This window comes from Streptococcus sp. 27098_8_66 (genome assembly GCF_041431945.1).
Classification (GTDB): domain Bacteria; phylum Bacillota; class Bacilli; order Lactobacillales; family Streptococcaceae; genus Streptococcus; species Streptococcus dentalis.
This window is the reverse complement of record NZ_JAPVYS010000017.1, coordinates 1-26,900: the sequence shown is the minus strand read 5'-3', so window position 1 is coordinate 26,900 and position 26,900 is coordinate 1. Positions and strand designations below refer to the sequence as shown.

Genomic DNA, 26,900 nt, shown 5'->3' with positions numbered 1-26,900 from the left:
TACAACTACAACGACTGAAGAGCCTACTACGACTACTTCTACAACTACAACGACTGAAGAGCCTACGACTACTTCAACCACAACTACAACTGAATCAACATCAGAAAACCCTGGAACTACAGAAAATCCTGGAACTACAGAAAACCCTGGAACTACAGAAAACCCTGGAACTACAGAAAACCCTGGAACTACAGAAAACCCTGGAACTACAGAAAATCCTGGAACACCAGAAAATCCTGGAACACCAGAAAATCCTGCAACGCCAGAAAATCCTGCAACGCCAGAAAATCCTGCAACGCCAGAAAATCCTGCAACGCCAGAAAATCAAGGTAGCAAAGATGATTGGAAATCCCCTACAACCCAAGAAGCACTTCAAAATAGTAAGGAAGAAAGCCTAGCCAAATCATCAGGAAACGGTGGTGGTCACAAATCACTTCTTCCAAGTACCGGTGAAGTTGTAGCAACTGGCCTTGTATTCTCAGGAGTACTTACGTTAGTAGGTGCAGTCTCTTTGAAACGTAAATCATCTCGTAAATAAACAATAAATACTAGATAAAATGACTCTTTGTCAACTGTAGTAGGTTGATAAGACGTTACAAAAAGGAGAGAACCAAAATGGTTCTCTCCTTTTTGATGTTCAAAGCGATGAGGATTCTAGTTTTGAAGTTTTCAAAGTTCCGGAAGCCAAAAGCATTGCGCTTGATGACCTTAATGAGGTTATTAGTAGCCTCTAGTTTTGCATTTGAGTATGGCAGTTCCAGTGCGTTTATGATCTTGTCCTTATCTTTCAAAAAGGTCTTAAAAACAGTTTGAAAAATAGGATTTACACAAGAAATCGCTTCTTCAATAAGATCAAAGAAATGGTTAGCTTGTTTCTCTTGAAAATAAAAGTGTAATAGTTGATAGAGGTCGTAGTGCTGTCTAAGTTCTTGAGAGTATGAAAGCAGCTTTTCTAGAACCTCTTTATTGGTCAAGTGTGAGCGAAAAGTAGGGCGATAAAAACGTTTATCGCTGAGTTTACGACTATCCTGTTGAATGAGTTTCCAGTAACGTTTCAGTACCTTATATTCGTGCGATTTCCGATCAAACTGATTCATGATTTGGATGCGAAGACGGTTCATAGCGCGACTTAGATGTTGTACAATGTGAAAACGATCCAGAGCGATTTTAGCGTTTGGGAGTGAAACAGTCTGGGGGACTGTTTCAGCCTGAGCCTTGAAATTCGAAAGCGAAGTTTTCTGGCAATATCGTAGTAGGGGCTAAACATATCCATGGTAATGACTTTCACTCGACTTCTCACCTGTCTAGAATAGCGAAGGAAATGATTGCGAATAATTACTTGAGTCCGCCCATCCAGAATAGCTACGATCTTTCTGGAATTAAAATCCTGTGCAATGAAGCTCATCAACCCTTTCTTGAATCTGTATTCATCCCAAGACATGTGAGTTAGAAGGAAAGATAAATCTGTCTTGAATTTGAATTCTTTCAATTTACGAATGACTGTTGAAGTAGAGACAGACAGACTTTCTGCGATAGTCGTCATAAGAATCTTTCCAATGATGGTTTGGTCACTTTTCATTATAGGTCTTATGGGACTTTTCTTTTTGCTATTCTTTTTATAACCCTTAATTAAATTACATAGAAATGATCTTGCCCGTCATTAATGTAATACACCACTTCTTTTTTTTGTATATATGATATAATTTTATTAGAAAAATCAAATTATTTAACAATTATTATTAACTAATAATTGAAAATATCTTTAATTATGATAAAATGAGTAGAGAGGATAGTTTTAATTTGTATTAAGTAGTATATATTTATTTATTATAAACCTTCTCTTAAATGAATTTATCATTTAAAAATTTGAAAATAGGAGGATATTTATGAAAAATATTCCTAGTAAGTACAAAAAACTTAGGATAGGACTAATCATTTTAGGTGCCAGCACTATTTTAAGTAGCAACTTTTTTACTTCAATAAATACAGCCTACGCTGAGTCCGGTAAAGATAGTGAATTACCTAAGTATACATTGCCTGAAGGAGTACCTACTAATTACAACGTGTTATGGAATGATGAGTTTAACGGAAATGAGTTAGACCAAACAAAATGGGGTTATCTGTATTCTTCTTTCGATACTAGGGCTAAAACTCAAATGCATTTTACTGATAAACCAGAAAATGTTTCAGTATCTGATGGTGTCTTGCATCTTACAGCTCGCTACTCACCAACGCGCGAAAAATGGAATTCAGAAACAAACCAAATGGAAACCATCCCTCGAACAAACACGAGATTGGATAAAAATGGTAAGGTTATAGAAGAATATCCTGCTCCATTCACATCTGGCGCAATCCAAACCGTGGATTCTAAGGGCAATGTTAAGGTAGCGTTTAAGGGTGATTATTATGCTGAAGCTCGTGTCAAATTGCCTATGAGTGAGTCTTCCTGGTCAGCATTCTGGATGTTTGGCACAAAGTTTCCCGATTGGCCTGCTAGTGGTGAAATTGATATCCTAGAATCTAAAGGGTATGATCCGAATTACTTACAAGCTAATGTTCATTCACCGTTTAAAGTTAATGCTGATTATAGTCAACAGAACGCAAAGCGTATCCCTAATAATGGTGACACACAAACTGATTTTCATACATATGGCGTCTTAAAACAAAGTGACAAAATGACATTTTTTTATGACGGTAAGCAATTTCACACAGTTGATTATAATAAACTGAATGTAAAAACTCCTTTTGTAGACCCAGACAACACAATGGCTCTTCGATTTACTCATATTGTTGGAGGATCATTTCTTAAAGATGGAAAAAATAGTCCACGTGACTTCACCGATGCTACTAAACATATTGATAGTTATCTAGACGGTTCGCGTTCTGATATGCTTGTGGATTATGTACGCGTTTGGCAACCTAAAGAACCAACAACTGAAGAGACAACTACGACTACTTCTACAACAACTGAAGAGCCGACTACAACTACTTCAACTACAACAACTGAAGAGCCGACTACGACTACTTCTACAACTACAACTACAACTGAAGAGTCTACAACTACTTCAACTACAACTACAACTACAACTGAAGAGCCTACAACTACTTCAACTACAACAACAACTGAAGAACCTAAGACTACTTCTACAACTACAACTGAAGAACCTAAGACTACTTCTACAACTACAACAACTGAAGAACCTAAGACTACTTCTACAACTACAACTGAAGAACCTAAGACTACTTCTACAACTACAACTGAAGAGCCTACTACGACTACTTCTACTTCAACAACTGAAGAACCTAAGACTACTTCTACAACTACAACTGAAGAGCCTACTACGACTACTTCTACAACTACAACTGAAGAGCCTACGACTACTTCAACCACAACTACAACTGAAGAGCCTACGACTACTTCAACCACAACTACAACGACTGAAGAGCCTACGACTACTTCAACCACAACTACAACTGAAGAGCCTACGACTACTTCAACCACAACTACAACGACTGAAGAGCCTACGACTACTTCAACCACAACTACAACTGAAGCAACATCAGAAAACCCTGGAACTACAGAAAATCCTGGAACTACAGAAAACCCTGGAACTACAGAAAACCCTGGAACTACAGAAAATCCTGGAACACCAGAAAATCCTGCAACGCCAGAAAATCCTGCAACACCAGAAAATCCTGCAACGCCAGAAAATCCTGCAACACCAGAAAATCCTGCAACGCCAGAAAATCCTGCAACGCCAGAAAATCCTGCAACGCCAGAAAATCCTGGAACTACAGAAAATCCTGGAACACCAGAAAATCCTGGAACACCAGATAATCAAGGAACACCAGAAAATCCTGGAACACCAGATAATCAAGGAACACCAGAAAATCCTGCAACGCCAGAAAATCAAGGTAGCAAAGATGATTGGAATTCCCCTACAACCCAAGAAGCACTTCAAAATAGTAATGAAGAAAGCCTAGCCCAATCATCAGGAAACGGTGGAGGTCACAAATCACTTCTTCCAAGTACCGGTGAAGTTGTAGCAACTGGCCTTGTATTCTCAGGAGTACTTACGTTAGTAGGTGCAGTCTCTTTGAAACGTAAATCATCTCGTAAATAAACAATAAATACTAGATAAAATGACTCTTTGTCAACTGTAGTAGGTTGATAAGACGTTACAAAAATGAGAGAACCAAAATGGTTCTCTCATTTTTGATGTTCAAAGCGATAAGAATTCTAATTTTAAAATTTTTAGGCTTCTTGCTAACCGTTAGTGGTGACCTCCTCCTCTTGAAAAAGAAGGAAGTTGAGTAAGTTCCAGGTTTAGACTTGGATGCTATGAAAAGAACCTTCGCATCTGCGAAGGTTCTTCTTATTCCACCAATTCCAACACAACAGTTTGGTAAGGGGCTAATTCTAATACTTGCTCTCCTTCTTGGAATAATCCTGCAGTATTATTTAAAACGACTGTTTTAATCGGAGCTGGCAACTCCAAGCTAGTCTGGCAATTTTGGAAATTGCTAATCACCAAGAGACGCTTGTCCCCACGGCGTTCGAAAGCAATGATGTTTTCACGGTCCCGATAAGCCGGGATCATATCTCCAAACCGAATGGTATTTCCGTATAGGGGATGGCGGTACAAGGCGGTCAGCTGGCGATAATAATTCAAGATGGAATTGGGATCCTTTTCCTGATCTTCCACATTGATGGCAACATCTGGTTTTGGGCTGATCAACCAGGCTGACTCATCGCTAAAGCCCAGACCTGGCTCTCTTGACCACTGCATGGGTGTCCGTGCATTATCCCGGCTGTATTTGGCGATAACTGCTAAGGCTTCTTCCTCGCTCAAACCAGCTTCTTTAGCCACATGGTAGCCATTGATGGTCGCGATATCATCAAAATCCTCCACCGATTCAAAGACTTGGTTTTCCATTCCAATTTCTTGGCCTTGATAGATAAAAGGAATTCCCTTGCGCAAGATTTGAATGGTTCCCAGGGCTTTTTTACTGGTATCGTTTACTGGACCTTCCGCGATATAGTGGGACACACCACGAGGTTCGTCATGATTCTCGATAATGGTAGAGAGGATCCCAATGCTATCCGCGCGCTCATGGGCTTGGAAAATACTTTCCTTGAGTTCATCTGCTGTTGGAAGACTGTGGTCAAACCAGCCTTTTCCTTCTTGCCCCAGCATGGTTTGTTTGAAGTCAAAGATCGAGGAGAAGACACCATCTTTTCCAATGAAGAAGTGCAACTCTTCGTCGGTTTCATTGAAAACTTCCCCTACTGTGAAGGCATTATACTTAGCAAAAGTACGCTCCTTTAACTCTTGCAAGAAAGGTTCAATCGGTTGGGCATTGACCAGCGATTCTGGTACTGGAACCAAGCCATTTTTGCGATCAGACGGAAGTGAACGCCATTCTAGATCTTTTTTAATGTTGATAATGGCATCGATCCGGAAGCCCGCAATTCCCTTGTCCAACCACCAGTTGATCATGGTGTAAATTTCTTCGCGCAAGACAGGATTTTGCCAATTAAGGTCTGGCTGATCCTTGTGGAAAGAATGGAGATAGTATTTGTTGGTGCCAGGAACCGGCTCCCAGACACTGCCTCCAAAGTAACTTTCCCAGTTGTTGGGTTCCTTGTCACTTTCGATGAAATAAAAGTAGTCTGCATAAGGGCCATCTGGATCCGCTAGAGCTTTTTGGAACCATTCGTGATGACTGGAGCAGTGGTTGACCACCAAGTCCATGATGATGGAAATGCCCCGCTTCTTGCCTTCCACAATCAACTCTTCCATATCTTCCATAGTCCCAAAAATAGGATCAATGGCATAATAGTCGGAAATATCATAGCCCTGGTCAATAAACGGACTCTTGTAAATAGGAGATAACCAGAGAATGTCAATCCCTAAGTCTTGAAGGTAATCGAGTTTTTCCGTGATTCCTTTCAAATCCCCAACGCCATCACCATTGCTGTCTTTAAAGCTTTTTGGATAGATCTGATAAGCGACCTTCCCCTTCCACCAGTCTTTTTCCATGTTTTGTCTCCTTAAAATGAAAGAGACTGAGACATATCGTCTCAGTCTCTACAGTGTCAGTAGGTATTAGTATACTGTTTTTTCAGTTTCTTTATCGAAGAAGTGAGCTTTGTTCAAGTCAAATCCAAGTTCGATGGTTTCACCAGTTCCAAGGTAGTCACGCGCATCCACCTTAGCGATGAATTCGTTATCACCAACTTGGCAGTACAAGTGTGATTCAGAACCGAGCAACTCAGACACTGAGATCGTAGCTTTCACGACTGATTCTGGGAAAGTTTCAAGGAAAGCAGCTTCTGTATTCACGTCTTCTGGACGGATACCAAAGATCAATTCTTTACCATCATAGCCTTTTTCTTTCAAGACTTTCAAAGCACCTTCTGGAACTTTCAAATTCAATCCATTGGCAACGATGTGTCCACCTTCCAATTTTACATTGATGAAGTTCATCGCAGGGCTTCCGATAAATCCAGCTACGAATTTGTTAACTGGGTTTTTGTACACTTCTTGCGGAGAACCAATTTGTTCCACACGTCCAATTGTACCAGTACCAGCTGGGTTTTTAGTAGCTGACATGATAACGATACGGTCTGCCAATGTCATCGCTTCTGTTTGGTCGTGAGTTACGTAGATGGTTGTAGCACCGATACGACGGTGGATTTTCGCGATTTCAGCACGCATCGATACACGAAGTTTAGCATCCAAGTTTGACAAAGGTTCGTCCATCAAGAATACTTTTGCATCACGGACAATCGCACGTCCCATGGCCACACGTTGACGTTGACCACCAGAAAGGTCAGCTGGTTTACGATCCAAGAATTCTTTCAAACCAAGGATTTCAGCTGCTTCTTGTACACGTTTGTCGATATCTTCCTTGCTATATTTACGCAATTTCAAACCAAATGCCATGTTATCGTACACAGTCATGTGTGGATAAAGAGCGTAGTTTTGGAATACCATGGCAATATCACGGTCTTTAGGTGCTACGTTATTAACAACAGTACCATCGATGGAACATTCACCTTCTGTGATATCTTCAAGACCAGCGATCATACGAAGAGTTGTTGATTTACCACATCCTGAAGGACCTACGAAAACGATAAATTCTTTGTCTTTGATGTCCAAGTTGAAGTCTTCAACTGAGTAATGTTCGCTATTTGGATATTTTTTATAAATGTGATTCAGATTCAATTCTACCATGATGGTACTCCTTTGATTTTTATAGTTCTATTGTAAATGAAAACGTTTTACAAATCTATGGCAAGTCTCACAAAAAAGAAAAAGAGTTTTGTGCAAGTTGCACAAAACTCTGGATTGATTCCGTTTAAATCACATCTTGTAAGACCAAATGATAGCACAGGGCTAGATCTGTCAGATTTTTCAACTGAAGCCCCGTCAACTCCTCCCACTTGTCAATCTTGTATTGGAGCGAATTGCGGTGGAGATAGAGTTGCTGGGCGGCCTTGGTTACGACTGCCCCATTGTCCCAAAGAGCAACAATGATGTCTTGCAATTGATCTTGACTTTCAATCAACTGATGCAAGCTTGCTTTGATTGGGGTGAGATCCAGATCTGCCTGCTCGATTCCCCACAGATAGAGTTGAGAAAAGCGATAGACACCTTGATGGCCTTCTCGAATCCAAGCTCGAAAGACAGCCTGTTCTACTCGGATAACCGGAGACACTTTCCCGTCTTTAGACTCGGTCCATACTTGCCCGACCAGAATAGATAAACGAATATTGAAGTCATACTCCATGGCAGAGACGGTATCTTTTAAGATATCGGCCACAGGTAAAGACTGGTCTTGGTCCAGAATGAGCACATAATCTTGTCCGCTCAGTTGCAAGGTTGCTCTGAAGTTGGGTAAGAGTGTCTGCATCATCTCTAGCCAAGAAGCCGTCCCTTCCGCTGTTGAATGCGAGATGTGGCAATAGACGAGCTGCATTTTTTTGATGACTTGAGGGGCTTCTCCCTTTCCATCGATCAGGTATTGGTACCAAGGATTAGGGGCAACCTCTTCTTCATCGCCCAACCAGAAAATCAATTGTTTTTCTCGCTCGGTTAGCTCTTCTTCCTTCAGCAGCAACCATTGATGAGACTGAAGGGGAATGGCTACATAACCTGCTGGTGGATTGGCTTGATCCGTTATCTCTGCATGAGGAAACCACTCTCTGATATTTTTCACTGCTTTCTTCCTTCTTCTACTTGCTGGATGCACCAGTTAATCAGCTCTTCTAGACGAGAGAGCTCCCCCGTCATATGGAGATAACCCATGACAGCCTCAAAGCCCGTCGACATCCGATAGGTCACGACATCCGCATTTTTGGCCTTGGTATGGCTATTGGTATTGCGACCGCGCTTGTAGATCTCCAACTCTTTTTCCGTCAGAATTTCTTGCTCCAGCATGCTTTCAATCAAGCTGGCCTGAGCCCTAGCAGAGACATAGCGGGTGGCAGCCTGGTGAAGCTTATTGGGCTTGGTCATCCCTTGAAAAATCAGGTGTCTGCGAATATACATGGAATAGACCGCATCTCCCTCAAAGGCAAGGGCAATCCCATTGATTAGATTGACATCAATCACGTGTCCACCTTACACCTTCTTTTGTATCCAAGAGCTTGATTCCTTGCGCAGCCAATTCATCACGAATGGCATCAGCTCGCGCAAAATCTTTCTTAGCTCGCGCTTCCTGACGTTCAGCGATCAAGGCTTCAATATCTGCATCCAAGACTTCTTCGACAAAGACCACTCCAAAGACTTCTAACATCTTGGTCAAGGCATCCTTGACGTCTTGATTGTAGTGACCTGAATTGATCCATTTAGCCAATTCAAAGACGACGGTGATGCCGTTTGCCGCATTGATATCTTCATCCATAGCCACGATAAACTTGTCCACAAAGCCTTGCAAGTCTGCTGGATCCACTTCTCCTGTGAACGGTTGCTCATAGGTATTTTTCAAATACTTGAGGTTGGTCTCCGCATCGCGCACTGCTTTTTCTGTGAAGTTAATGGGCTTGCGGTAGTGCTGGGTTGCAAAGAAGAAGCGAAGCACTTGGCCGTCGATAGTCTTCAATGCATCATGCACGGTGATAAAGTTGCCTAAAGACTTGGACATCTTGACATTATCAATATTGACAAAGCCATTGTGCATCCAGTAGTTGGCAAAAGTTTTGCCTGTTTTAGCTTCAGACTGGGCAATTTCATTAGTATGGTGTGGAAACTCAAGATCGGCTCCACCACCGTGGATATCAATAGTATCGCCTAAAATCCCCGTTGACATGACCGAACATTCAATGTGCCAGCCAGGACGACCAGGTCCCCAAGGGCTGTCCCAGGAAATCTCTCCTGGTTTGGCAGCCTTCCAGAGGGCAAAATCCACCGGATTTTCCTTGCGAGCTGTTTCCTCATCTGTCCGACCTGAAGCTCCTAGCTCCAAGTCTTCCAAGGTTTTATTGGCTAATTTTGCATAGTTGTGGGATTTTTCCACACGGAAATAGACATCCCCTTGGCTCTCGTAGGCATAGCCTTTTTCGATCAAATCAGTGACAAACCGGATGATGTCATCCATAAACTCGACCACACGAGGGTGGCGGGTTGCAGGTTTCACTCCAAGAGCCGTCACATCTTCACGAAAAGCAGCGATGTATTTATCTGCCACTTCCTGAGGCGTGATACCTTCTTCTTTGGCACGGTTGATGATCTTATCATCCACATCTGTAAAGTTGGAAATGTAGGCAACTTCGTAGCCACGATACTCAAAGTAGCGACGAATCGTGTCAAAGGCCACCGTTGAGCGGGCATTCCCTACGTGGATATAGTTGTAAACCGTTGGCCCACAAACATACATGCGGACCTTTCCTTCCTCGATGGGGATAAATTCTCGCAAATCACGAGACATGGTATCATAAATTTTTAACACGCTTCATTTCCTTTCTGTTTCTACTCTTTTGGCTTCAAGTAAACCACCTGAGTTTGTTTGACAAAGCCAATCTTTTCATACAAGCGTTTGGCACCAACATTGCTATCTTCCACGGCAATCTGAAATGCCTTGTCATTTTGCTCCATGAGTTGGTTGACGAGGGATTTTGCTAGATAGCTTCTTACAAGCTCGAAGACCGATGACTGGCTTCCTTGGCATGCTCCATCTTATTCACGTAGTATTCGCGTTTTTCTTCTTCTTGATGAATGACTGGTTCGTCTTTTCGACCGTGCACCCGCACGATCTTGGCAGGAACACCGACAACGGTCACATCACTTGGTACATCGGAGACCACGACAGCTCCTGCTCCGACCTTGGCCTTGGCTCCGATTTCCACCGGGCCGATGACTTGGGCATGGGCGGAGACCAAGGCTCCTTCACGTACCGTTGGATGGCGTTTGCCGACATCCTTTCCTGTTCCCCCAAGGGTCACCCCATGGTATAGCATAACGCCTTTTTCAACAATGGCTGTTTCCCCGATAACGAGGCCCGCTCCATGGTCGATAAAGACACCAGAAGCAATGGTCGCACCTGGATGGATCTCAATCTGGGTCCAAAAACGCCAGAATTGGCTGTGCATCCGAGCTAGAAGCTTAAAACCATGGTTCCACAAAAAGTGGGAAACACGGTGAGCTGCCAGTGCTTTGACTCCCGGATAGGTCAAAAGGACCTCCAGCGAGGTACGCGCTGCTGGGTCATTTTCTTTTACAATATTGATGGTTTCACGCCACCATCCCATACCGTGCTCCTCCTTTTCTAATGCTTATTCTGAATCTTTTTGTGTAATGGTAAAGTCTTTTTTAGGTTTGTGGTCTTTATTGTGGTGACGAGGACGATCGCCATGACGAGGACCCTTTTCACCTTTTTCTTCTGAATGTTCAGGTTTTGGCGGACGTGGCAATAGTGCCTTCATAGAAGCATCGACACGACCTTTTTCGTCAATCTTGATAATCTTCACATCCACTTCATCGCCGATGGCTACCAAGTCTTCGACACGGTTGGTACGCGTCCAAGCCATTTCAGAGATGTGAACGAGGGCGTCCGTCTTGTCAAAAAGGTTGACAAAGGCACCAAATTTCTCGATCCGAACCACTTTGGCATGGTAGACTTCATCCACCTTCGCTTCACGAACCAAACCAGCAATGATTTCCTTAGCACGGTTGATGGCATCTTGGTCGCTAGAATAGATAGATACGTTTCCTTCTTCATCGATATCAATCTTAACGCCTGTTTCAGCGATGATCTTATCAATGGTTTCTCCACCCTTACCGATGACAATCTTAATCTTGTCGACATCAATCTTGATGGTATCAATTTTTGGAGCAGTTGGTGCCAATTCTGGACGCACTTCTGGAATGGTTGCTTCAATCACGTCAAGGATTTCAAAACGAGCTTTCTTGGCTTGAGCAAGTGCTTCAGTCAAAATTTCTGCAGTGATCCCTTGGATCTTGATATCCATTTGAAGGGCGGTAATCCCGTCACGCGTACCAGCTACCTTGAAGTCCATGTCTCCAAAGTGGTCTTCCAAACCTTGGATATCTGTCAATACCGTATAGTTGTTTCCATCTGAGATCAGACCCATAGCAATCCCTGCTACTGGGGCCTTGATTGGCACACCACCAGCCATAAGGGCAAGTGTTCCCGCACAGATAGATGCTTGAGATGAAGAACCATTTGATTCTAAGACTTCTGCTACCAAACGGATAGCGTATGGGAATTCTTCCAAACTTGGCAAGACTTGAGCAAGAGCACGCTCACCGAGAGCCCCGTGACCAATTTCACGACGACCCGGCGCACCGTAACGTCCAGTTTCCCCAACAGAGTATTGAGGGAAGTTATAGTGGTGCATAAAGCGTTTCTTGTACTCTGGGTCCAAACCATCGATGATTTGCGTTTCACCCATTGGTGCCAAAGTCAAGACAGAAAGGGCTTGCGTTTGTCCACGAGTAAAGAGACCTGAACCGTGCACACGAGGAAGATAATCGACTTGTGCATCCAAAGGACGGATTTCATCAACCTTACGACCATCCGGACGAACCTTGTCTTCTGTAATCAAACGGCGCACTTCTGCGTGTTCCATTTGTTCCAATATTTCAGCCACATCCCGCATGATGCGGTCAAATTCTTCGTGGTCTGCATATTTTTCTTCGTAAACAGCTGTTACTTGGTCTTTTACTGCTTGAGTCGCAGCTTCGCGCGCCAATTTTTCTTCTACTTGGACCGCTTTTTGAAGGTCGCTGTTGTAGGCTGCGATGATTTCAGCTTGCAAGTCAGCATCCACATGAAGCAATTCTACTTCTGCTTTTTCTTTCCCAACTGCTGCTACGATTTCTTCTTGGAAGGCAATCAATTCTTTAACAGCTTCGTGCCCTTTCAGAAGGGCTTCCAACATGATTTCTTCTGACAATTCTTTAGCGCCAGACTCTACCATGTTGATAGCGTGTTTGGTACCAGCTACTGTCAATTCAAGAAGCGAGCGCTCAGCTTGTTCTTGCGTTGGGTTGATGATGATCTCCCCATCCACATAACCTACTTGTACCCCAGCGATTGGTCCGTCAAACGGAATATCTGAAATAGACAGTGCCAAGGACGAACCAAACATCGCTGCCATTGGTGCAGATGCATTTTCATCGTAAGAAAGGACTGTGTTGATGACTTGTACTTCATTACGGAAACCTTCCGCAAACATTGGACGGATTGGACGGTCAATCAAACGCGCTGTCAAAGTCGCATCTGTAGAAGGACGACCTTCCCGTTTCATAAAGCCACCAGGAAATTTCCCAGCCGCATACATTTTTTCTTCGTAGTTGACTTGAAGTGGGAAGAAATCCCCAGTTGCCATTTTCTTAGACATGACAGCTGCCGTCAAGACAGTTGACTCACCATAACGCACGACAACAGCGCCATTTGCTTGCTTGGCAACCTGACCAGTCTCTACGATTAACTCACGACCCGCAAAAGTCGTTTGAAACACTTGTTTTGTCATTGTAATCCCCTTTGGATTGATAATATTATACGACTTGCCTACAAAAATCAGGATACAAAGGGCGTGAAGAATCCCGTATGAAAATAGGAGATTGACGCAGTGTGCCACGCACACCAGGAAATCTATCTTTTTCACTAGGGATTTAGCCCGTGTTCAACTATCAAGATATTTTGGACGGTTCGGCTTGCCGAACGTTTCTGTAGAAAAATAGGAAGGTGACGCAGCACTCGATGAGTGCTAGGAAGTTTATCTTTTTTACACAGCTTTTCGGCCGGGTTCAATTCTCAAGATACCAAGCCGTTAAGCAACTCAAAGGAAAATAGGAAATCGAACGACAGAGCGAACGCTCCTAGGTAGATTTATCTTTTCCCACAGAGTTGTAGGCGGGTTCAATTACGCATGATCGCATAGATTGACACAGCCCATCTGTATGTTATATCCTCATCTTTGTATCCAAGCACGTATACCTTTTATTTTAACATATTCAAGCCCAAAAGAAAAAGGCTTTGAGGGCCTTTTTCTGTGAATCTTCAGCAAGTTCTATATAAAAATTTTAGAGCTAGATATAGCTTCTGATTATTTTTACGATTTCACGAATTCAGTGCTGTCCACATAAAAGCGTGTTTTGTGGGTTCCACCCTTGTAGTTCTTGTTGTTGCGTTTCAAGATAAAGCGTCTGTATGGATCTGAAGTTCCTTGAATAGTCGTTGTCACTTCAACCGAATCTTTATTGACCACCCATTCATCCGGTGAAGGAATTTCCATCGGCAGCATTGCTCCACCACGACCACCAGGTACAATTTCGTAGAAAGCCTTGTCTTTTGTCGAATAGATCCAGCCGTCCTTCTTTTCGTTTGTCAGTTGGATCAGCTGGTCTTGTGACAGACTGCGGATAGAGTCCGATGTCTCTTCAGCATTCAATTTATCAATGACATCTTGTAAATTATAGGTTTCTGTCGTGTAGGTATTGTAATAATCAATGAACATGTCTTGCGAGTAACCATCAACCGCACCGTGATCATTGTTCAACTCTAGCAAGCGAGTCGGTTGCACCTGAAGTGAATAGGTCAAAGAAGCGCTGTTTTCAATGATCGAATAGATATCCGCTTGGTCTGCTTTTGACAAAGTCCCAATGGCTTCTTTATCATGTTCATCTGACTTCGCTTCTTCTGTTTGCTCTTTTTCTTGGGCCTTGTCAGATGATTTTTCGACCGATGAAGCCCCTACCGGACTGTGCTTACGCTCATAGCGTTTTGGGGCGCAAGCTGCTAGGGAAAGCAAGAGAACTGGAGCTAGTAAATATGTCCCAATTTTTTTCATGCTTGTCTCCTTTTTTAGTCCACACGGTAGTACAAATCATTCCCATTTGTAGCATCACTCTTACTCCAGTAAATGGATTCACTGCCACCTTCTCTTGAAGGAATGAAAAGAATAGGCGTTTCGTTCGTTGCGCCAGGCATCCGACTAACTCCGTGAAGATTACCTTCCTTGAAGTAAAAACCAGAAAATTGAACACCATTAACAGCACTACCATTGACTTTCACAATCCCTTGCGCATCAAACTCAATGCTCGTACCGTACTTATTTTTCCAAACTCCCGCTACACTTGAGAAATTTCCGGCTTTTATTTCATCCAGATTCATCTCAGTCCTTGTTTTGGCAGGGGCAGGAGCTGATTCGGCATTTCCATCCACTCGCGTTGTATAGTCAAGGGCAATCCAGCCTTGTCCAGATTCCAATTTGCCCCATGTATGACCATCCGCCTCTACTGTTTCCGTAATGGTGTGAGTTCCTTTTGCGATCATTCCTGCAGATGGAGCTGAGGTTGAGGGCTCTTTTCGAATACGGAGATCCGACACACTGACTTGGACTTGGAAGGAGCCTGTCTTCTTGTCCTCCGCTTTGGATGTTGATTTGGAGTCCCCTGAACCGTCAAATGTTTTCCAGTCTAGCTTACTGAGGTCCAACTTCTTAGCTGAAATCCCAAGAGCTTGTTCTGCTGTTTCCTTTCCACCAATTTGAATGGTCGCATTCTTTTCTTCCTTGGCTTCGCCTTTTCTTAGCGAATAAAGGGTCAATTCCATTTCTGGATTAAGGGATTGCCAAGTGGCGTAGACGATTTGCCCATTGTCAAAAACTTCTAAACTGGAGCGATAGCCACCTGCAGAAGCTACATAGGCTACATGGAGCAAGGTTGGCTGGTTATCTTTCAAATAATACACAGCAGCAATCGTTTTGCCATCCCCAATCAGTAACTCGTCATTACCATCACGATTAAGATCCTCAAAAGAATATTGCCACTCATTGGTACTTCCAAGTGTTTGAAGATTAAAGACATAGGCATATTCTTCTGAAGTTGCTTCGATCTTCTTCAGTTCATTTTGTAAAGCCGTTTGATCTTTGGCATTAATTGCGGCTGCATAAGCTTTGTACCGCTCCAAAACCTCTTGATAATACTTCTGACCTGTATCCTTCTTCTCTTTTTTAACCGACGAAGAGCTTGCCGTTTTTGGTTTACTTTGGCGTTCATAGCGTTTGGGCGCACAAGCGACTAGAGATAGCACGGATGCACCTGCTAATAGTGTAATCATAACCTTTTTCATAAAAACCTCCTCATATCTATCCTAGTATATCAAAAATGGTCAATTTTTCCAGCTCTTGTCAAGATTTTTACACAAGCATTTTCCTCTCTCCCTCTATGTTTCTGTCCTTTTTTCTGCTATACTTAAGGAAGAACACCGATCAAAAGGAGAACATTATGGAATTAAAAAAACGTTCTGAATTTCCTGAGAACGAACTCTGGGACCTCACAGCCCTCTACCAAGACCAGGAAGACTTCTTGCGCGCCATTGAAAAAACACGTGAAGAAATCAATGAATTTGTCCGTAACTACAAGGGCAAGCTCCACACCTTTGAAGACTTTGAAGCCGCCTTTGCGATCTTTGAGCAAATTCAGATCCAACTCAGCCACATTGGTAACTACAGCTTTATGCCCCAAACCACTGACTTTGGCGACGAAGCTTTTGCAGAGATTGCTCAAGCGGGAATGGATTTTGAAACTTGGGCGAGCGTCGAACTTTCCTTCTTTGACGATGCTTTGGTAGAAGCGGATGAAGATGTCCTCGAACGCTTGGGGCAACTCCCTCACCTCACTTTTGCCATTCGTCAGGCTAAAATTAAAAAAGCTCACTACTTGGGAGCTGATGTTGAAAAGACTTTGACCAACCTGAGTGAAGTCTTCTACGGACCACAAGACATCTATACCAAGATGCGGGCAGGCGACTTTGAAATGGCTGATTTTGAAGTAGATGGAAAAGTTTACAAGAATAGCTTTGTTACCTATGAAAACTTCTACCAAAACCATGAGAATGCGGAAATCCGTGAAAAAGCCTTTCGTTCCTTCTCAGAAGGTCTCCGCAAGCACCAAAACACGGCTGCTGCTACCTATCTAGCCCAAGTCAAGTCTGAAAAACTGATTGCAGATATGCGGGGCTACGATTCTGTCTTTGACTATCTCTTGGCTGAGCAGGAAGTGGATCGTGCCATGTTTGACCGTCAGATTGACCTGATCATGAAGGACTTCGCTCCAGTCGCTCAAAAATTCCTCAAACACGTGGCCAAGGTCAACGGCCTTGAGAAAATGACCTTTGCTGATTGGAAGTTGGATTTGGACAGTGCGCTCAACCCAGATGTTACCATTGATGATGCCTATGATTTGGTCATGAAATCCGTGGCACCTCTTGGAGAGGAATACTCCCGCGAAATTGCCCGCTACCAAACCGAACGCTGGGTTGACTTTGCGGCAAATGAAGGCAAGGATTCCGGTGGTTATGCAGCTGACCCTTACCGCGTCCATCCTTATGTCCTCATGAGCTGGACAGGACGGATGAGCGATGTCTACACCCTGATCCACGAGATCGGACACTCTGGTCAATTCATCTTCTCAGACAACAACCAAAGCTACTTCAACGCCCACATGTCGACCTACTATGTGGAAGCTCCTTCTACTTTTAATGAGCTCCTCCTCAGCGACTATTTGGAACATCAGTTTGATGACCCTCGTCAAAAACGCTTTGCCTTGGCTCACCGTTTGACAGATACCTACTTCCATAACTTCATCACCCACTTGTTGGAAGCAGCCTTCCAACGCAAGGTCTACACCTTGATCGAAGAAGGGAGGACCTTCGGCACTAGCAAGCTCAACAGCATCATGAAGGAAGTCTTGACCGAATTCTGGGGCGACGCTGTTGAAATCGATGATGATGCAGCGTTGACCTGGATGCGCCAAAGCCACTACTACATGGGACTATACAGCTACACCTACTCAGCTGGCTTGGTTATTTCAACAGCGGGATACTTGCATTTGAAGAACTCCGAAAACGGAGCTAAAGATTGGCTAGAGCTCCTTAAATCAGGCGGTAGCAAGACCCCTCTTGAGTCAGCCATGATCATTGGAGCAGATATCTCAACTGACAAACCACTCCGCGACACCATCCAATTCCTTTCAGACACTGTGGATCAAATCATTGCCTACAGTGCAGAATTGGGAGAATAAGTATAATTTTCAGACTTAGATTAATCTAGGTCTGATTTTTTATTAAACTATTACCAGTTAGTAATTGAAAGCGCTTTTTTATTGTGGTATGATTATTCTTGGATAAATATCCGAAGGGAGTAACATTATGAAAAAACGGTTGATTTTAACAATCTTAATTGCGTTATTATTTGGAGCTTGCTCAAATCAAAATGAAGCTTCTCAAAAAGAAACTGAAAAACAGGTAGGTTTCGTTCAAAAAGAAGAAAAAGCAAAAAAAGAACGCGACGAACAAGAGAAAGCAGAAAAAGAGAAAAAAGCAAAGGAGGAGCAAGAACGAAAAGAACAAGAAGAACGCGAGAAAAAGGCGAAAGAAGAACAGGAACGAAAAGAAAAAGAAGAACGTGAAAAGAAAGAGGCTGAAGCAAAACAACTTGCGGAGCAAGCTGAATCTTATGTACAACAACTAGAAAATAATCAAATTCAAGATAACGTTGCCCCGGCACAAGCAGCTGTCGAGCAAGTTGTTGATCCAACAGTAAAAGCTACGTTAACTGAACGCATCGGACGTGTACAAAGTGCAATTAATGAAAAAGCTAAAATAGAAGCACAACAAGCTGCTGCTGCTCAACAAGCTGCTGCCCAGGAACAACGTATCGTCTATGTTGCTCAATATGGAAAATCACCTGCCTATTGGTACAATATTAATAATATGCCATCAAATACTCGTAAGGACAAAGTTATCACAATGAGTGAAGCTGAAGCAATTAGAGCTGGAAAACATCATTCAAACAAGGAATAACAAAAAAAGCTAAAGAAGGTTCATTCCTCTTTAGCTTTTTTGCTTTTTAACTCAACTCTGCCACAATGGCCTTAATTTGCGCTGCGGTGTGCACTCCTGCTACTTGTTTAACAACTTGCCCATCTTTTTTAAAGAGCAAGGTTGGGATGGACATAATGCCGAAAGCACGCGCTGTTTCAGGATTTTCATCCACATCCATTTTCAGGATTTTTAACTCATCTTCCGAAAGTTCTTCCGATAATTTTTCTAAAATAGGAGCTTGCATGCGACATGGACCACACCAGGTTGCCCAAAAGTCTACCAAGACCAAGCCTTCTTTTGTTTCTGCTTCAAATGTTGCGTCTGTAATTGCTTTTGCCATTTTCTTTCTCCTTTAGTTTTGGTACTGCGTCAAATCTTGCTTCATCAAATAGAAGAAGACATCTCCGTAAGTCCCTTGGTAATCCAATTCATGACCATTATAGGTCAGTTTCACAACAGGATAAAAATCTGCTACCCCAATCAAGCAGGCTTGTTGGGAGCGTTCGAACTCTTCATAGGAATCAAAATGCATGACTCTTTCTTGTTTTGCACCGTCTAGATATGTAATATCAATCATATCGATAACCTCTATTTCTTATGATGCATCAATTGTAACTCTATACATTACATCTGTCAAACAAAACGACTTCCTCAGAATGATGGATCTTGTGCGAAAAAAGATAACAAAAAGCCCTCTGAATTCAGAGAGCTCTATTCTTGCTGGATAAAACGTTTCTAGACAAGGCCACGAATCGAAGATTGTACCAGATTTCTTCTTAAAACAAAAAATCTCCCCGAAGGGAGATAGATCTGGTCTATTTTACCTTACGATGCTAGGAACCGAAGCCGAAGATTATACTCGAGTATATCGAGGCAAGGTGACAACGCAGCGTAAGTGGAAAATGGAGCAGATTAACGACGAAGTCCAAGAGAGTTGATTAACTCACGGTAACGGTTAACGTCGTTTGTACGAAGGTAAGCCAACAAGTTACGACGGCGACCGATTTTCTTCATCAAACCACGGTAAGTAGCGTGGTCTTTTTTGTGTTGTTTGATGTGTTCATTCAAGTGGTTGATTTCCCAAGTAAGGACAGCAACTTGTACTTCTACTGAACCAGTGTCACCTTCGTGACGTGCGTATTGTGCAATGATTTCATTTTTTTTCTCTTTTGAGATTGCCATGATAAGCTCCTTTTCTTTATGCTCTATCCGAGTGGCAGGTTTGGCATATCCTGCTACCAAGAAAGAGTTAGTTGTCTATTCGACCTTCTTATTCTACCAAGATTTCATCTTTCTGTCAAACACTTATGTTTCCTTCAAGATGAATGTTTAAGAGGGGTGCTTTTCTCTTTTCTAAAAAGAACCTTGGGAATTTGAACGGTTTGATTGATCATTCTTCAAGCAGGTTATTCAAAAAGACAAATATCTCTAAGATATTTGTCTTTTAACTATATACATCTATTTATCTTTCCGTTTTCCACGCAAGAGCAAAACTAGAGCAAAAACTGCTAAGAGTGCACCGAGTATGATCAACCCATAAGCCACTACTTCACCCGTTGATGGGAGAATTTTTTTCTTTCCTTCTTTTGGTGTGGTTGGAGTTTCAGGTTTTTCCGATATGCTTGGTGGGGTGGTCGGTGGTGTCGTTGGCGGTGTACTTGGTGGTGTGGTAGGAGGTGTTGTTGGTGGGGTATGACGATTCGTTACCGTGAAACCATCAATGTTTGTTATATAACCAGCTACTGGATCTTCTGTAATAGCGTAGGTAATCTTTTTACCTTCCTTGTATATGGGTAGATCCGTAAAGCTTGCCTGCCAATTATCAGTAGCCGTGATTTCTTTTACAGCCACTTCTTGACCATCCGCAAGGAGGCGAACTGTGATTTTTTCAGGACGAAGACCCTCTTTATTGTCTGCATCATCCCAGATTTTCTTGACCGCTACTTCTGTAACTTCTGGTGTACGAGTGTTGGTAATATTGGTTCCTTCAATAGTTGTTTCATAGCCTTCAACAGGTTCTTCTGAAACAGTATAGGCAATGACATTGCCAGCATCATCGACCACATCGAGATTATCAAAATGATAGGCCCAAGTTCCTGTAGCATCTGGTTTCACTTCTTTAGAAGCGACCTTGACACCATTTGCTAGGAGATTGACTGTGATTTTTGATGGACGCTTGCCATCTTGGTTGTCATTATCATTCCATGTCTTTTGGCCTGAGACACTTGTCTTTTCTTTTTGGTTCACAAGATCACGAGAAATCGCGAGGTCATTTCCAAAATCATCCTTGCTGATCTTGATAGGTTCTTCAGAGAGAACATAGCCTGTTGGAGCTTGAATTTCTTGAACCGTATAAGCTTGTTTGATCAAACCAGTAATGGTGCCAACACCATTCTCATCAGTTTCGATGGTTCCCACTTGCTCGCCTGTATCATCTGCTGTCACTGCAAAGATAGCACCTGCAAGCGCTTGACCATTTACACCTTTTTTATGAATAGTGAAGGAGTATTTCTCACCATTGAAGTCTCCATCAAGGAACTGATACAGAACGTCTGCAACCTTATTTTGCTCCTTGATTTCTTTGGCTGTCATAGTAGCATTGTTTTTGTAGGATGTATTGATGGCTGGGACCTTGTCCAAATAGACATCATAGCGAATCGTCATCCCTTGTTCTGGAGCTAGATCTCCGATATGAACGGTTAAAGAACGACCATCAGCACTGACAACAGGGGAATAATTCTTGGTTACATTTGTAGTATTCCGCAGATGATAGGCACCATCTCCATCACTGATCTTCCAAGTTCCTGTATGGATGTTAACAGAATCTACCTTGATTTTGCCATCAGTGAAAGCTAATTTGTCCTTAATATCAATATTATGAAGGGCTGTGTGGCCTTGATTGATATTCAAGGTATAGGTCAATTTTAATTTATCATATGAATTAGTCCATCCCCATTTGCTAAAGACTTCCGGAGTCGGAGGATACTTGCCTGGATTGACTCCTTTATAATCGATCTTTCCACCTGAAATAATATCCTTATTAACTTTGAGAGTGAAATCAATCGTTTTTTGTCCTTTGACGACTTGGTGATCCACACGAGCAAAGAAACGCAGTTTCCCTGTTACATTGGCCATTCTTTCAGGATAATCTGTATAGGTTACTGTGATGATTTTTCTTTGATCATCTACCGTTGCTGTCGCAACTTTTTGACCACTTGGATCCAGAAGGTCAATGGTATCTATTTCAAAAACCTTAAAGTCATCTCCAAGTTGGATAACGGTCTGATCCCCAGCTTTTACACGCCCATTCGGTAAAACAAACTTTGCCTCAACTTGAAAACTATCCCAAACACCGAGTGGATCTGTAATCGCTCCACCAGTTGATTTAGAAATGTTTACAGATGTCACAACATCATTGATCGTATCCGCATGGACATTAGTAAGACTATTGGGTTTGGCAAATCCTAAAGCCGCTAGTAAAAATAGGGCAACTGTTGTTACAACAGAATAAAGCCACTTTTTCATCAACGATTTTTCTCCTTTTTCTGCGTTTACTAGATAAAGTACGCGAGCGAAAAAATTATCACTACATATTGTGAATTTTCACACAACCCATCTTTTTTCATTATAAACAATTTGCTTTGATATCACAAGCAAATTAATTCTTTTTTGTCTTTTCAGTTCATTTTCTTGATACAAATAAAAAATAGCAGCCTGTAAGAATCAGACCGCTTTTTTTGCTTATAAGGGAACTCCGAATACCTCTAGGGACTTGAGTTCAGAAGGATGGAGCCTCCTCCATTCTCCCAATTGAAGAGTTGGATCTAGCGTTAGAGGTCCCATAGAAATCCGCTCTAAATCCACCACTTCCTTGCCACAAGCAGCAACCATGCGCTTGACCTGATGGAATTTTCCTTCTGCGATTTCAATTTCGACATAGGAGCTATCGTTTGCCTCATTTACCTCTAAGATCTGTAATCTCGCAGGCAAAGTCGTGAAGTCTTTGAGGGCAATGCCTGCTTCAAAACGGGCCACATCTGCCTCATCCATGATCCCAGCCACCTGGGCACGGTAGATCTTCGACACATGCTTCTTCGGCGAAAGCATGGCATGAGCGAGCTTGCCATTATTGGTCAAAAGGAGTAAGCCATGGGTATCGATATCTAGACGCCCGACAGGAAAGACTTCCTTGTGACGGGCTGTCTCATCCAATAGATCTAACACCGTTTGGTGGTGGTCATCTTCAGTCGCTGAGATGACCCCAGCTGGTTTATTAAGCAGATAATACACGAAGGTTTCATGAACCAGATTTTCTCCCATAAAGGTCACCTGATCCTTGTCTGGATCAATCTGCAGCTTTCCTGCTGTCTCTTTTTTTCCATTCACTGCGATTTTCTTTTGCTTGAGGAGTTGCTTAACCTCGCTCCTACTCCCCACGCCACAATCTACTAAAAATTTATCTAGCCGCATGATTACTTCCCGCTCTTTCGTACAATCCAAAGGCCAAAAAAGGAAACCAGGATCATGAGGATACCAGAAAACCCAAAAATGAAGACTGGAGCAGATGAGATCGTCCCTAATAGACTAAGGACAAAGGTCGTTGCGATCGAACCTGTACTACATCCCAAAACCGCAATGGACGTTGCCTGGCTCAAGACCCCTGCTGGCATCTTATCAGATAAGACATTGTAAACTGTTGTAAGAGCTACACTGTAGGCGAAGCCAGAAGCAATGGTTACAAGGGCAAGAATCAAGAGATTTGGAGAGACCCCGATCAACATTTGGGCCACACCAAAAGCTACTCCCGAAACTAATAATAAACGATCGCGGAATAGATGGGTCAAGGGCGAGAAGGCCAAACCTGCCAAGATCCCAACAAATTGCATGGCTGCTAAAATAACCCCCGCAGTTTGGGCAGTGCCATGCCCCACTTGCTCTACCACACTTGGAATCCGAACGGTGATCATGACATTGGACAAGACGATAGCTGCCGCAACGACCGCTAATCCGAGTGCAGTCCGCCATTGTCCCCCTGTCATCTTCACATCCTTATGTTTTTCCTCCACTGCTTCTGTCTTAGATCCATAAGGCACAAATAAGAGATACAAAAGTAAGATAGGAATACTGATGCCGTAAACGAGAAAGGCAGCCTGCCAGCCAAAGCGAATCAAGAGGCTGACTCCAAAGGTTAAAACGGCCGTCCCAACAACCTCTGCAGAACCACGAATGCCAAGGGTTTGGACGCGTTCTTTTCCTTTATAGCGCTCACTAATAATGGCAATGGCAGAAACATTGAGCAAACCAACCGCCATCCCGAAAATAATCCGAGACAAAAAGACAACCGGATAAGCTGGACTGATTAAGGGAATAAAGCCACATAGAGCGTAAGCAACTAAGCCCGTCACAATCATCTGACGCTCTGAAAATAGACGTCCAATCCATTTATTGAAGATGAGCGAAACCATGATCCCTGCTGAAGGAAGCGAGACCAAGAGCTCAATCATGCTGTGAGGAATTCCCTTGTAATAGGCAAACATGGCCGACTGCGCACTCGAAATCGAAAACGAGGTCGTCAAAATAAATGAAAGCGCGAGAATACTCACTTTCTCCATGATTTTTTTCATTATTCTATCCTTTAAACTAATCTTTTTTTCACACTCCTCCTATAATAACACGAGCTAGTGACAGGACGCAATAGATTGAATTAAAAAAACGAAATGATTTCTCCATCATTTCGTTCGTGCTAGCAATTGTGAGGCAAATACTCCCGTTAGGACCATCAAAGCGCCAATCCAGACAAAAAGCAGGTGATTGGAGGGAGCTAGTGGCGTCACCAACTGGATGAAGAAAGAAGAGAGGGCTGATCCGAGATTGCAGCCGATCAAGACAAGCGAGGTCGCAAGGTTCAGGAGATTGGTAGGGATTTTTTCAGATAGGTGATAGAAGATACTGGTGACCCCTGTACTGTAGGAAAATCCTGCTAAAAGGGTTCCTAAAACCAGGCTCCACAGCTGCCCGGATAAGCCAATCAAGGCCAGAGCTAGACCGAAACCAAAGCACATGATCATGAGCAAGTTCTTTTTGAAAACATGTGTCAAACTGGCAAAGCCTACCCCTGCTACAATCCCTGTCAATTGCATCAGACTCAATACGGTTCCAGCTGTTGTCGCTGTTCCCATACGAGCATCAACGATGATATCCGGCACGCGCAGGCTAATAATAGAATTGAAGCAAATGATGATACCAGCAATCACGGCTAGCATTAGACTAAAACGCCATTGAGGGGAGTGAAGGCGTGCGGAACCTTTCTTTTTCTCCTTCAAGCTAGCCTGTTTTTTCTCCTTAGGATAAGGGACAAAAAGGAGATAGAGGAGTAAAATTAAGTAACCAGCACCATATACTGCAAAGATCGCTGGCCAGCCTAGAGGCAAGAGTTGTCCTACAATAAAGGTCAAGATGGCGGAGCCCACCACTTCAGCAGATCCCCGATAGCCCAGCATCCGGGTCTTGTCATTGCCTGAGTAGCGCTCACTGATAATTGAAATAGCCTTGGCATTGATCATTCCTGTCCCCAAGCCAAAGAGCAAACGACTTAGAAAGATAAGAGGATAGTGCTGCACGACCAAAGGAACGAGACCACTAGTTGAAAAGAGCAAGAGCCCTGCAACAATCATCTGACGCTCACTCATCCATCGCTCGATCAGGCTATTTAAAAAGAGCATGGCTACGACCGCAAAGGCTGGGAGGGAAACCAATAGTTCCACCTGGCCTGCTGAATATCCGAATTGGCTAAAATAGGCCTTCATAGCCGGCAAACCGGCTGTAATTGAAAAAGATGAGATCAGCATGAGCGACAAACTCAAGAGACTGATTCTTTCCATTGTTTTTTTCATTTTTTTATTTCCTACACTTTACTGGTAATACTTTGATTTCACTAGTTTTTTCAAAAAAGATTCAAACTAGTATTTTCAATAGAATCCTAGTATAATCAATTTAGAAATAGAAAAACAGGACATTTGTCCTATTTTAGGAGAGTGAGATGAAAAAAATTTCCCCATCTACAAGACTCAAGGAGATCATCACTGACTACCAATTGGACCAGATCTTTCCAGGCGACTGTCTCAGCCAGCTGGACCTCGTTCTCTATCAGGCTGGAGATTATATCTGCCGCCAAGGTTCTGAGCAAGATGTCATTCCTTATTTTCTCAAAGGCCGGCTTAAGATTGTCCACAGTCTCGAAAATGGCAGCGACACCATCCTTGAAATCCAAGAAAAACCTGGACTCTTAGGAGAGATTGAGCTCCTGCTCGATCGGGTCTGTATCTCATCAGTCATTGCAGACCAAGACTCGCTAGTCGTCCAGCTCCCAGCCCAGCACTTTAAGAAGCGCCTCCTGCTTGATCCAACCTTTTTGCGCTCTACGGCCAAGACCTTGGCTGAGAAATTGCACCAGATCAACTATTTGGCTCCTGCAAACTTTCATTATTCGGTCAAGGAACGCCTCGCTACGCATTTTCTGGAACATTGCGATGAAAATGGGACCCTCAAGCCCAAGATGAATCAGCTGGCCCTGCGTTTTGGGATCAGCTACCGCCACCTTAGCCGTGTCATCAAGCAGATGATCGAAGAGGGCTTAGTCCAAAGAGAAGGGCGAGTCTATACGATTTTAGATGCAAAAAGGATGAATGATTTGTCCATCAAACATGCGGAAACCGTCGACAGATAACTTTAATTTTAGGCTCTTTTGTGTTATCATGGAGGGTAGAAAGAAAGTGAGAGTAAAACGATGAAAGCAATTGAAAAAGTTACAAGAGCATCCCATTTGATTGATATGGATGACATTATCCGCGAAGGAAATCCAACACTTCGAGCGGTTGCGGAAGATGTGACCTTCCCTTTGTCTGATCAGGAAATTATCCTGGGTGAAAAAATGATGCAATTCTTGCACCATTCTCAAGACCCTGTTATGGCTGAAAAGCTTGGCCTCCGTGGAGGAGTGGGACTCGCTGCCCCTCAGCTGGATATCTCTAAACGAATCATCGCTGTTTTGGTTCCCAATCCAGAAGATGCCGATGGCAACCCACCAAAAGAAGCCTATAGTCTTCAAGAAGTCATGTACAATCCAAAGGTTGTCGCCCATTCTGTGCAAGACGCGGCTCTTGGCGACGGGGAAGGCTGTCTCTCTGTAGACCGCAACGTCCCAGGCTATGTGGTTCGCCATGCCCGCGTGACTGTTGAGTATTTCACAAAAGATGGGGAAAAGAAACGCATCAAACTCAAAGGCTACAACTCCATCGTCGTTCAACATGAAATCGACCACACCAACGGCATCATGTTCTATGACCGCATCAACCCAAACAACCCATTTGAAATCAAAGAAGGCCTTTTGATATTAGAATAGCGCAACTGACAAAAAAGTAAGGTAGTAGTGATGATTCACTACTACCTTACTTTTTTTACGAGACTGCGTCTACCGATTTCTGTCTCTCGGCGCAGTGGTTGATTGGAACTACTCCTACCTGCGGTACTCGTACTTCCTA

The 26,900-nt window shown here is 43.1% G+C and carries 22 protein-coding genes and 2 pseudogenes; 6 read left to right on the top strand and 18 right to left on the bottom strand.

The window, feature by feature from the left end; translation table 11 throughout:
* A partial coding sequence (locus tag O3642_RS09610) for an LPXTG cell wall anchor domain-containing protein (RefSeq protein WP_371605866.1) occupies window positions 1–538 on the top strand: 538 nt, incomplete at its 5' end.
* A gap of 55 nt (window positions 539–593) precedes the next feature.
* Here O3642_RS09610 and O3642_RS09605 read toward each other — a convergent pair.
* Window positions 594–1,576, bottom strand: a pseudogene (locus O3642_RS09605) (transposase); the annotation flags it as partial.
* 310 nt (window positions 1,577–1,886) lie between these two features.
* Here O3642_RS09605 and O3642_RS09600 point away from each other — a divergent pair.
* Window positions 1,887–4,124: a family 16 glycosylhydrolase gene (locus O3642_RS09600; RefSeq protein ID WP_371605865.1), complete on the top strand. Its 2,238-nt coding sequence runs from the start codon at window positions 1,887–1,889 to the stop codon at window positions 4,122–4,124.
* Window positions 4,125–4,376: 252 nt separating this feature from the next.
* Here the strand turns inward: O3642_RS09600 and O3642_RS09595 are convergent, their stop codons facing one another.
* The 10 genes and pseudogenes from O3642_RS09595 to O3642_RS09550 all read right to left on the bottom strand — a co-directional run bounded on the left by O3642_RS09595 (window position 4,377) and on the right by O3642_RS09550 (window position 15,606).
* A complete protein-coding gene (locus O3642_RS09595) occupies window positions 4,377–6,044 on the bottom strand; it encodes an alpha-glucosidase (RefSeq protein ID WP_371605864.1) in 1,668 nt (555 codons plus the stop codon).
* A 66-nt stretch (window positions 6,045–6,110) separates the two neighbouring features.
* Window positions 6,111–7,241 (bottom strand): ABC transporter ATP-binding protein, encoded by a 1,131-nt coding sequence (locus O3642_RS09590; protein ID WP_270299679.1) that lies wholly within the window; start codon window positions 7,239–7,241, stop codon window positions 6,111–6,113.
* Window positions 7,242–7,365: 124 nt separating this feature from the next.
* Window positions 7,366–8,226, bottom strand: coding sequence for a helix-turn-helix domain-containing protein (locus O3642_RS09585; protein ID WP_371605863.1), 861 nt, complete (start codon window positions 8,224–8,226; stop codon window positions 7,366–7,368).
* Window positions 8,223–8,621, bottom strand: a complete 399-nt coding sequence (locus O3642_RS09580; RefSeq protein WP_369088088.1) for a Mini-ribonuclease 3 — start codon at window positions 8,619–8,621, stop codon at window positions 8,223–8,225. Before O3642_RS09580 ends, O3642_RS09585 begins: the two co-directional genes overlap by 4 nt.
* Entirely contained in the window at window positions 8,614–9,957 is a 1,344-nt protein-coding gene (cysS, locus tag O3642_RS09575; protein ID WP_371605862.1) for a cysteine--tRNA ligase, read from the bottom strand. Before cysS ends, O3642_RS09580 begins: the two co-directional genes overlap by 8 nt.
* 20 nt (window positions 9,958–9,977) lie before the next feature.
* Window positions 9,978–10,136, bottom strand: a pseudogene (locus O3642_RS09570) (GNAT family N-acetyltransferase); the annotation flags it as partial.
* Window positions 10,137–10,138: 2 nt separating this feature from the next.
* Entirely contained in the window at window positions 10,139–10,756 is a 618-nt protein-coding gene (gene cysE, locus O3642_RS09565) for a serine O-acetyltransferase (protein WP_371605861.1), read from the bottom strand.
* Between the two features lie 24 nt (window positions 10,757–10,780).
* Complete coding sequence (gene pnp, locus O3642_RS09560) at window positions 10,781–13,003, bottom strand: polyribonucleotide nucleotidyltransferase (RefSeq protein ID WP_003018260.1); 2,223 nt, start codon at window positions 13,001–13,003, stop codon at window positions 10,781–10,783.
* Window positions 13,004–13,585: 582 nt separating this feature from the next.
* Complete coding sequence (locus tag O3642_RS09555) at window positions 13,586–14,323, bottom strand: hypothetical protein (protein ID WP_371605860.1); 738 nt, start codon at window positions 14,321–14,323, stop codon at window positions 13,586–13,588.
* A gap of 14 nt (window positions 14,324–14,337) precedes the next feature.
* Complete coding sequence (locus tag O3642_RS09550) at window positions 14,338–15,606, bottom strand: DUF6287 domain-containing protein (RefSeq protein WP_371605859.1); 1,269 nt, start codon at window positions 15,604–15,606, stop codon at window positions 14,338–14,340.
* Between the two features lie 155 nt (window positions 15,607–15,761).
* Here O3642_RS09550 and pepF point away from each other — a divergent pair, with 155 nt between their 5' ends.
* Window positions 15,762–17,558, top strand: coding sequence for an oligoendopeptidase F (pepF, locus tag O3642_RS09545; RefSeq protein ID WP_371605858.1), 1,797 nt, complete (start codon window positions 15,762–15,764; stop codon window positions 17,556–17,558).
* A gap of 127 nt (window positions 17,559–17,685) precedes the next feature.
* The gene (locus tag O3642_RS09540; RefSeq protein WP_270299700.1) at window positions 17,686–18,339 is read left to right on the top strand and encodes a hypothetical protein; all 654 of its coding nucleotides are present in this window, start codon (window positions 17,686–17,688) and stop codon (window positions 18,337–18,339) included.
* 46 nt (window positions 18,340–18,385) lie between these two features.
* On the opposite strand, the gene trxA is transcribed toward O3642_RS09540, so the two are convergent.
* The 7 genes from trxA to O3642_RS09505 form a co-directional block, all read right to left on the bottom strand.
* Complete coding sequence (gene trxA, locus O3642_RS09535) at window positions 18,386–18,700, bottom strand: thioredoxin (RefSeq protein WP_003013593.1); 315 nt, start codon at window positions 18,698–18,700, stop codon at window positions 18,386–18,388.
* A gap of 12 nt (window positions 18,701–18,712) precedes the next feature.
* Window positions 18,713–18,937 (bottom strand): DUF4649 family protein, encoded by a 225-nt coding sequence (locus O3642_RS09530; protein ID WP_003004724.1) that lies wholly within the window; start codon window positions 18,935–18,937, stop codon window positions 18,713–18,715.
* A gap of 335 nt (window positions 18,938–19,272) precedes the next feature.
* Window positions 19,273–19,542 carry a 30S ribosomal protein S15 gene (rpsO, locus tag O3642_RS09525; RefSeq protein ID WP_003004251.1) on the bottom strand — a complete coding sequence of 90 codons (270 nt, stop codon included), beginning with the start codon at window positions 19,540–19,542 and terminating at the stop codon, window positions 19,273–19,275.
* Between the two features lie 276 nt (window positions 19,543–19,818).
* Window positions 19,819–21,885, bottom strand: coding sequence for a Cna B-type domain-containing protein (locus O3642_RS09520; protein ID WP_371605857.1), 2,067 nt, complete (start codon window positions 21,883–21,885; stop codon window positions 19,819–19,821).
* 216 nt (window positions 21,886–22,101) lie between these two features.
* Complete coding sequence (locus O3642_RS09515) at window positions 22,102–22,830, bottom strand: pseudouridine synthase (RefSeq protein WP_371605856.1); 729 nt, start codon at window positions 22,828–22,830, stop codon at window positions 22,102–22,104.
* 2 nt (window positions 22,831–22,832) lie between these two features.
* Window positions 22,833–23,984 carry an MFS transporter gene (locus O3642_RS09510; RefSeq protein WP_371605855.1) on the bottom strand — a complete coding sequence of 384 codons (1,152 nt, stop codon included), beginning with the start codon at window positions 23,982–23,984 and terminating at the stop codon, window positions 22,833–22,835.
* 105 nt (window positions 23,985–24,089) lie between these two features.
* Window positions 24,090–25,253 (bottom strand): MFS transporter, encoded by a 1,164-nt coding sequence (locus O3642_RS09505; protein WP_371605854.1) that lies wholly within the window; start codon window positions 25,251–25,253, stop codon window positions 24,090–24,092.
* A gap of 146 nt (window positions 25,254–25,399) precedes the next feature.
* Between O3642_RS09505 and O3642_RS09500 the strand changes: the two genes are divergently transcribed.
* The gene (locus O3642_RS09500; RefSeq protein WP_371605853.1) at window positions 25,400–26,086 is read left to right on the top strand and encodes a cyclic nucleotide-binding domain-containing protein; all 687 of its coding nucleotides are present in this window, start codon (window positions 25,400–25,402) and stop codon (window positions 26,084–26,086) included.
* A gap of 60 nt (window positions 26,087–26,146) precedes the next feature.
* Window positions 26,147–26,761 (top strand): peptide deformylase, encoded by a 615-nt coding sequence (gene def, locus O3642_RS09495; protein ID WP_003004253.1) that lies wholly within the window; start codon window positions 26,147–26,149, stop codon window positions 26,759–26,761.
* Window positions 26,762–26,900: the final 139 nt, after the last annotated feature.